Source organism: Rossellomorea yichunensis (assembly GCF_032337515.1).
Classification (GTDB): domain Bacteria; phylum Bacillota; class Bacilli; order Bacillales; family Bacillaceae_B; genus Rossellomorea; species Rossellomorea yichunensis.
The window spans coordinates 20,816-28,203 of sequence record NZ_JAVYAD010000015.1; the positions used below are offsets into that span (position 1 = coordinate 20,816).

A 7,388-nucleotide genomic window follows, 5' to 3' on the forward strand; every position below is an offset into this window, starting at 1 on the left:
GATGTCAAATTCATAATAACGTTCGTTAGCATCCTTCGTATATCCTCGATAATACGGTTCGAAAGTATCTACCCGGTCACCTTAAATGACTGGACTATGAAGGCAGTGTTCTAATTTGACATCCCTGTATGCAAAAAACTAGAATTCTGCCTTTTTTTAAGGCGAAGTCTGGTTTTTTTTATTTTTTTAGGAATGCTAACAACAACAAGTACTATAAGGATGGAGTACGTCCTGACCCATAAAAAACTGATGAGGTGAACTGAATGCTTGGTAAAGAAGAATTGCACAATCAAGAAATGATCGTCGTTTTGGACTTTGGAAGTCAATACAATCAATTAATCACCCGAAGAATTCGTGAGTTCGGTGTTTATAGTGAGCTCCACCCGCATACAGTTACCCTTGAAGAAATTCAGGAAATAAATCCAACCGGGATCATATTCTCCGGGGGACCGAACAGTGTCTACGGTGAAGACTCATTCCGTTGCGATGAGCGCATCTTTGATTTGGATATTCCTATTTTGGGAATTTGCTACGGTATGCAGCTTATGACTATGCACTTCGGTGGAAAAGTGGAACGCGCAAAGCACCGTGAGTACGGAAAAGCGGCCATCAATATTGAAAAACAATCTAAGTTATTCTCCAACCTGCCTGAAGAGCAAGTCGTATGGATGAGTCATGGAGATCTTGTAGTGGAAGCTCCTGCAGGCTTTGATGTAAACGCGACGAACCCTTCTTGCCCGATTGCTTCCATGAGTAACGAGGAAAAAGGATTATATGCCGTTCAATTCCATCCTGAAGTACGTCACTCTGTGCACGGAAATGAAATGCTGAAAAACTTCGTATTCGACGTGTGTGGGTGTGCAGGTGACTGGTCCATGGAGAACTTCATTGAAATGGAAATGGACAAGATCCGTCAAACAGTCGGTGACAAAAAAGTCCTTTGCGCATTAAGCGGAGGAGTGGATTCTTCTGTTGTTGCAGTGTTGATCCATAAAGCAATCGGTGATCAATTAACATGTATTTTCGTTGATCACGGCCTTCTTCGAAAAGGTGAAGCAGACAGCGTCATGAAAACTTTCTCTGACGGTTTTAACATGAACGTCATTAAAGTGGATGCTCAAGACCGTTTCTTAAATAAATTAAAAGGTGTTTCTGACCCTGAGCAAAAACGTAAAATCATCGGGAATGAATTTATTTACGTGTTTGATGATGAAGCGACTAAGCTTAAAGGTATCGAGTATCTTGCACAAGGTACTTTATATACAGACATCATTGAAAGTGGAACAGCCACTGCTCAGACGATCAAATCTCACCACAATGTTGGTGGACTGCCTGAAGACATGCAGTTCACACTTATTGAGCCATTGAACACATTATTCAAAGATGAAGTGCGTGCATTAGGATCTGAAATGGGTATTCCTGATGAAATCGTATGGCGTCAACCATTCCCGGGACCGGGTCTTGGAATTCGTGTGCTCGGTGAAATTTCTGAGCAGAAACTTGAGATCGTTCGTGAATCTGATTACATTCTGCGTGATGAAATCAAGAAAGCCGGACTTGATCGTGACATTTGGCAATACTTCACGGTTCTGCCTGACATCCGAAGCGTCGGAGTGATGGGGGATGCCAGAACGTATGACTATACGATCGGAATCCGTGCGGTGACATCCATTGACGGTATGACTTCCGACTGGGCCCGTATTCCTTGGGATGTATTGGAGAAAATCTCAACACGTATCGTAAACGAAGTCGATCATATCAACCGCGTTGTGTATGATGTGACGAGTAAGCCACCTGCAACGATTGAGTGGGAATAGAAACTTATAGATTCTTGTACAGATAGGTGACAGGCACTTCCCGTCGAAGGTCGATTCTTAGAATTCGACAAAAAACGGGAGTGCCTGTCATTTTGTGTATAAAGCGAACATTAATATAAAATTTAATAAATAATGTTCGTATTTTGTGTTGACGGTCATGTTTTGAGTTGGTACAATAGTACTGTAATCATAATAAAACATTATAAAAGTATTACGTCGTATAATTTCGGGAATAAGGCCCGAGCGTTTCTACCAAGCTACCGTAAATGGCTTGACTACGAGGTGATTGAGAATAGGACTGTTGAACAATTCACCATTGACCTATTCATCATGATCTTAACAGTCAAAGCCTTGAACTCTGGTAGTTCGAGGCTTTTTTATTGAAATGCTGAATTCTGCGGCGACTCTATAGGAGGAGTACAAGAATGAAAAATTTCTTTCAGTTTGACCAGTTAGGAACGACTTATAGAAGGGAAATCATCGGGGGATTAACGACGTTTCTTTCTATGGCTTATATCCTGATCGTCAATCCATTGACGTTAACCCTTCAATCGGTACCGGATCTTCCGGATAGCATGAGAATGGATTACGGTGCAGTATTCGTCGCTACGGCTTTAGCGGCTGCCATTGGTTCCTTGATCATGGGGCTCATTGCAAAATATCCAATAGCCCTAGCACCCGGTATGGGATTAAACGCATTCTTCGCATACACAGTAGTATTGACAATGGGTGTACCGTGGCAATCGGCATTAACTGGTGTGTTAATTTCAGGATTGATTTTCATCATCCTCACACTGTCGGGTATTCGTGAAAAAATCATTAACTCAATCCCGGCGGAATTAAAATATGCAGTAGGAGCGGGTATTGGACTTTTCATTACCTTTATCGGATTTCAAAATGCAGGAATCATTGTGAACAATGATGCAGTATTAGTGGGTCTTGGAGATTTAACAAATGGCTCGACTCTTCTCGCCATTTTCGGAATCATCATTACCGTCATTCTGATGACAAGAGGCGTTAAAGGCGGTATATTCATCGGGATGGTTGTAACGGCAATCGTCGGAATGGTCGTTGGATTGATCGACACGCCGGAAAAAGTAGTAGACGCAGCACCAAGTCTTGCTCCTACGTTTGGAGCAGCTTTAGATCCTTTATTCAATGATGCGGGCAGTATTTTTACGATACAAATGCTTGTTGTGATTCTGACATTCTTATTCGTTGATTTCTTCGATACGGCAGGTACCCTTGTAGCAGTTGCCAATCAAGCAGGATTAATGAAGGAAAATAAATTACCACGTGCAGGTAAAGCTTTATTCGCCGATTCCTGTGCAACAGTGGTAGGGGCCATCTTAGGGACTTCGACAACCACGTCTTATATTGAATCTTCTGCAGGTGTAGCGGCAGGAGCGAGAACCGGATTTGCGTCAGTGGTAACGGCAGTCTTATTCTTACTCTCGATTTTCTTCTTCCCGCTGCTTGCCGTCATAACTTCGGCAGTTACAGCACCGGCACTGATCATTGTAGGGGTGCTTATGGTTTCATCCCTGGGAGAAATTGATTGGAAGAAGTTTGAGGTAGCTGTACCAGCATTCTTAACGATCGTAGCCATGCCATTAACGTACAGCATCGCGACAGGTATCGCCATCGGATTTATCTTTTACCCTATTACGATGATCATGAAAGGTCGCGTAAAGGAAATCCATCCGATCATGTATTTCTTGTTTGTCATCTTCGTTATGTATTTTATATTCTTAGTTTAAAACATAAAAATCTTTAAGCTGGTCTCTCGGAGATCAGCTTTTTGTTATTTTTAAACGGAAAAGAGTGAAACATAAATAGAGGAAACGGGGGGAGGACTAGAGAAGATATACGTATACGGGAAATATGAATTGAAAAAAGGATAGGTTTTCGTTAAAATCATGGAATCGGATAGTGTCGAAATTGGTCGAAATTATAGGGAGAATGACGATGTCTACTTTAAATGTGAAGAAAGCGTTGAATAACAATGTATTAATTGCAAATCACGAGAGTTACGGTGAAGTCGTGCTGATCGGGAAAGGGATAGGGTTCAACCGTAAAAAAGGGGACCCCATTCAGAATGATATTGCAGAAAAGATGTTTGTATTAAAAGGAGAGAAAGAACAGGAGCAGTACAAAAACCTTCTTCCTTTCTTAAATGATGATATGTCGAACGTCATCATTTCTGCCATCGAATTAATCAGAAAAAGAACCAACTCTTTTCTAAATGAGCATATTCACATCGCCCTGACCGACCATATCCTTTTTGCTATCAACCGATTGATGAGAGGAATGGAGATCCGCAATCCGTTTCTGGTAGAAACGAGGACGCTGTATCCATTCGAATACGAAATTGCCAGAGAAGTGGTGGGCATGATCAATGAAATGACCGATGTTCATTTGCCGGAAGGGGAAGTGGGATTTATTGCCCTTCATATCCATAGCGCCATGATGAACAAGGATCTGTCTGAAGTGAATCAACACTCCCAGTTGATTGGTCGCCTGACCGGGATGATCGAACAACAACTGGATGTGAAAATTAATAAGGAAAGCGTCGATTATATGAGGCTCGTGCGCCACATTCGATATACAATAGAGCGGGTACTTAGGGAAGAACGCGTAGAAGAACCAGAAAAAATTGCAAAACTGTTGAAAGAGGAATACCCTCTCTGCTATAATTTATCTTGGAAGCTGATCAAGATGATGCAGCAAACATTACAAAAACCCGTCTACGATGCAGAGGCTGTATATTTAACTATGCACTTGCAGCGTATTCAGAGTAAAGTTAAATAAAGTACTTATCTTTCTTACGTGTTACTGATACGATCAGGCATGAGTGAAGAAGATGATTGAAACGTATAATTTGGGGTAGTCTATCCTTATACGTTCATTATCCTCTTTTCTCATGCCTTTTTTGTTTGCAATCATCATCTAATTAGTTGGAAAAATGAACGAAATAAAAGGAGGAAACTTCATGTTTAAAAAGGCTTTTGGCGTTTTACAAAAAGTCGGTAAAGCTCTTATGCTGCCTGTAGCTATCTTACCAGCAGCGGGATTATTGCTTGCATTCGGTAATGCACTGCAAAACCCGACGTTATTAGAAATTGCTCCATTCCTTTCAAACGGCGGCGTTGAAATGGTCGCAAGTGTCATGGAACAAGCAGGTGGAATTATCTTCGGAAACTTAGCCCTGTTATTCGCAGTGGGTGTAGCCATCGGTTTAGCTGGTGGGGAAGGGGTCGCTGGTTTAGCAGCTATCGTTGGTTTCTTGATTATGAACGTAACAATGGGAACAGTTGAAGGACTGGGAATCGGGGATGTAACAGGTGATGGTGTAGATCCTGCATACGCACTTGTTCTCGGGATTCCTACACTTCAAACCGGGGTATTCGGTGGTATTATCGTCGGGATACTCGCGGCGGCAATGTATAATCGTTTCTTCCAAATCGAACTCCCTTCATATCTGGGATTCTTCGCGGGTAAACGATTTGTTCCAATCGCAACGGCAGCTTCTGCTGTTGTACTAGGACTATTAATGTTATTAATCTGGCCACCGATCCAAAATGGCCTTAATTCATTCTCTAACTTTATGCTTGGTGAAAACAGAGCATTTGCTGCATTCATATTCGGTGTCATCGAACGTGCTCTTATACCATTTGGACTTCACCATATTTTCTATTCACCTTTCTGGTTCGAGTTCGGCTCGTATACTTCAGAAGCAGGAAATATTGTTCGTGGAGACCAGGCGATCTTCATGAAGCAGATTCAAGATGGAGTACAAGATCTGACTGCAGGTACCTTCATGACTGGTAAATTCCCATTCATGATGTTCGGTCTTCCGGCAGCGGCATTAGCGATCTACCATGAAGCAAAACCTGAAAGAAAAGCAGTTGTGGCAGGTATCATGGGCTCGGCAGCTTTAACATCTTTCTTAACAGGTATCACAGAACCAATCGAATTCTCATTCTTATTCGTAGCACCAGTACTTTTTGGTATCCATACAATCTTTGCAGGTTTATCTTTCTTAACCATGCATCTATTAGACGTTAAGATCGGTATGACATTCTCAGGTGGTTTAATTGACTACATCCTGTTCGGATTGATCAACCCACAAACAAACGCATGGATCGTTATTCCGGTAGGGGCAGTATTTGCTGTCATTTACTACTTCGGATTCCGTTTCGCTATCCGTAAGTTCAATCTTATGACTCCTGGTCGTGAAGATGTAGACGAAGATGACGATGGATCACCGGCAAGTTCAGCTGGAGACCTTCCATACAATATCCTGGAAGCAATGGGTGGACAAGAAAACATCGCTCACTTAGACGCATGTATCACTCGTCTTCGTGTTTCTGTTAATGATGTAAAAAGTGTCGATAAGAACCGCCTGAAAAAATTAGGTGCTTCAGGAGTCCTTGAAGTCGGAGACAACATTCAAGCGATCTTCGGACCTAAGTCAGATACGATCAAATCACAAATGCAAGACATCATCCGTGGGAAAGCTCCACGCAGAGTAGAAACAAACGCAAATGAAGAAGTTGAGCAACAAATTGAAGAAGTGAACCCAGAGGCACTTCAGACAACTGAAGAACAAAAGAACGAAAAATTCGTAGCCCCTATCACTGGAGAAATCAAAGACATCACGGAAGTTCCTGATCAGGTATTCTCAGGGAAAATGATGGGTGACGGTTTCGCGATCGTACCGACAGAAGGAACCATCGTTTCACCTATCACAGGTAAAGTCGTAAACGTATTCCCGACGAAGCATGCCATCGGACTTGAGTCCAAAGCAGGCCGTGAAGTTCTGATCCATGTTGGGATCGATACGGTTAAATTAGAAGGTAAAGGATTCGAAGCGCTCGTAAAAGAGGGAGACCAGGTAGAAGCGGGTCAACCATTACTGGAAGTGGATCTTGACTACATCAAAGCAAACGCTCCTTCTATTATGACACCGATTGTCTTCACGAACCTTAAAGAAGGTCAACAAGTAACAATCGAGAAGTCAGGTAAAGTAAACCGTAACGACGAAAATATCATCAAGATCGACTAAAGAATAATTAAACTCCATTTTCATTCTCTCTTGAGGAGAATGAAAATGGTTTTTTTGTTAGTTTGGAAAATGTAATAGAGGGAATGAAACAAGTATAAGTATAGTTTCTACTATATAGATAGTAGGAAGAGATAGAAGGCTTTGGTTGAGAGGTTTTAGAGTCTCGAATATAAGGGTCTAACCTGTGTTTTAGAGGGTGTAATCATTGGAGAGAGTAAAAGAAAGTAGTAATTCTAAAAGTTTTTCTAAAAACTCTCTTAAAAGTATTGACGTATATCTAATAGATTGATATACTTTAAAAACCGTCGCAAGAGAGCAGCGGGTACATAACAACTTCAAACTGGTATCGAAAACATCCTGAAAAAAGTTGTTGACAAACACACTGCATTCTTGATATGATGGTCAAGTCGCTTCAAACGAAGCACATACACATTGAACCTTGAAAACTGAACAAAACAAGACAATACGTCAACGTTAATTCTAGATTTATTTTTAAAGAGCTA

At 41.5% G+C, this 7,388-nt stretch carries 4 protein-coding genes and 2 riboswitches; all 4 genes read left to right on the top strand.

The features are described from left to right. The first annotated feature begins 15 nt into the window (after positions 1-15). Positions 16-117, top strand: a riboswitch (purine riboswitch). Positions 118-263: 146 nt separating this feature from the next. The 4 genes from guaA (at position 264) to ptsG (ending at position 6,885) form a co-directional block, all read left to right on the top strand. Further along, on the top strand, positions 264-1,817 hold the full coding sequence (gene guaA, locus RSX31_RS22960; RefSeq protein ID WP_148996602.1) for a glutamine-hydrolyzing GMP synthase: 1,554 nt from the start codon (positions 264-266) through the stop codon (positions 1,815-1,817). A 196-nt stretch (positions 1,818-2,013) separates the two neighbouring features. Beyond that, positions 2,014-2,115, top strand: a riboswitch (purine riboswitch). A gap of 127 nt (positions 2,116-2,242) precedes the next feature. Next, the gene (locus RSX31_RS22965) at positions 2,243-3,577 is read left to right on the top strand and encodes an NCS2 family permease (protein WP_148971351.1); all 1,335 of its coding nucleotides are present in this window, start codon (positions 2,243-2,245) and stop codon (positions 3,575-3,577) included. Positions 3,578-3,785: 208 nt separating this feature from the next. Further along, the gene (glcT, locus tag RSX31_RS22970) at positions 3,786-4,628 is read left to right on the top strand and encodes a glucose PTS transporter transcription antiterminator GlcT (protein ID WP_148971352.1); all 843 of its coding nucleotides are present in this window, start codon (positions 3,786-3,788) and stop codon (positions 4,626-4,628) included. Positions 4,629-4,809: 181 nt separating this feature from the next. Continuing rightward, entirely contained in the window at positions 4,810-6,885 is a 2,076-nt protein-coding gene (gene ptsG, locus RSX31_RS22975) for a glucose-specific PTS transporter subunit IIBC (RefSeq protein WP_148971353.1), read from the top strand. The last annotated feature ends 503 nt before the right edge of the window (positions 6,886-7,388 follow it).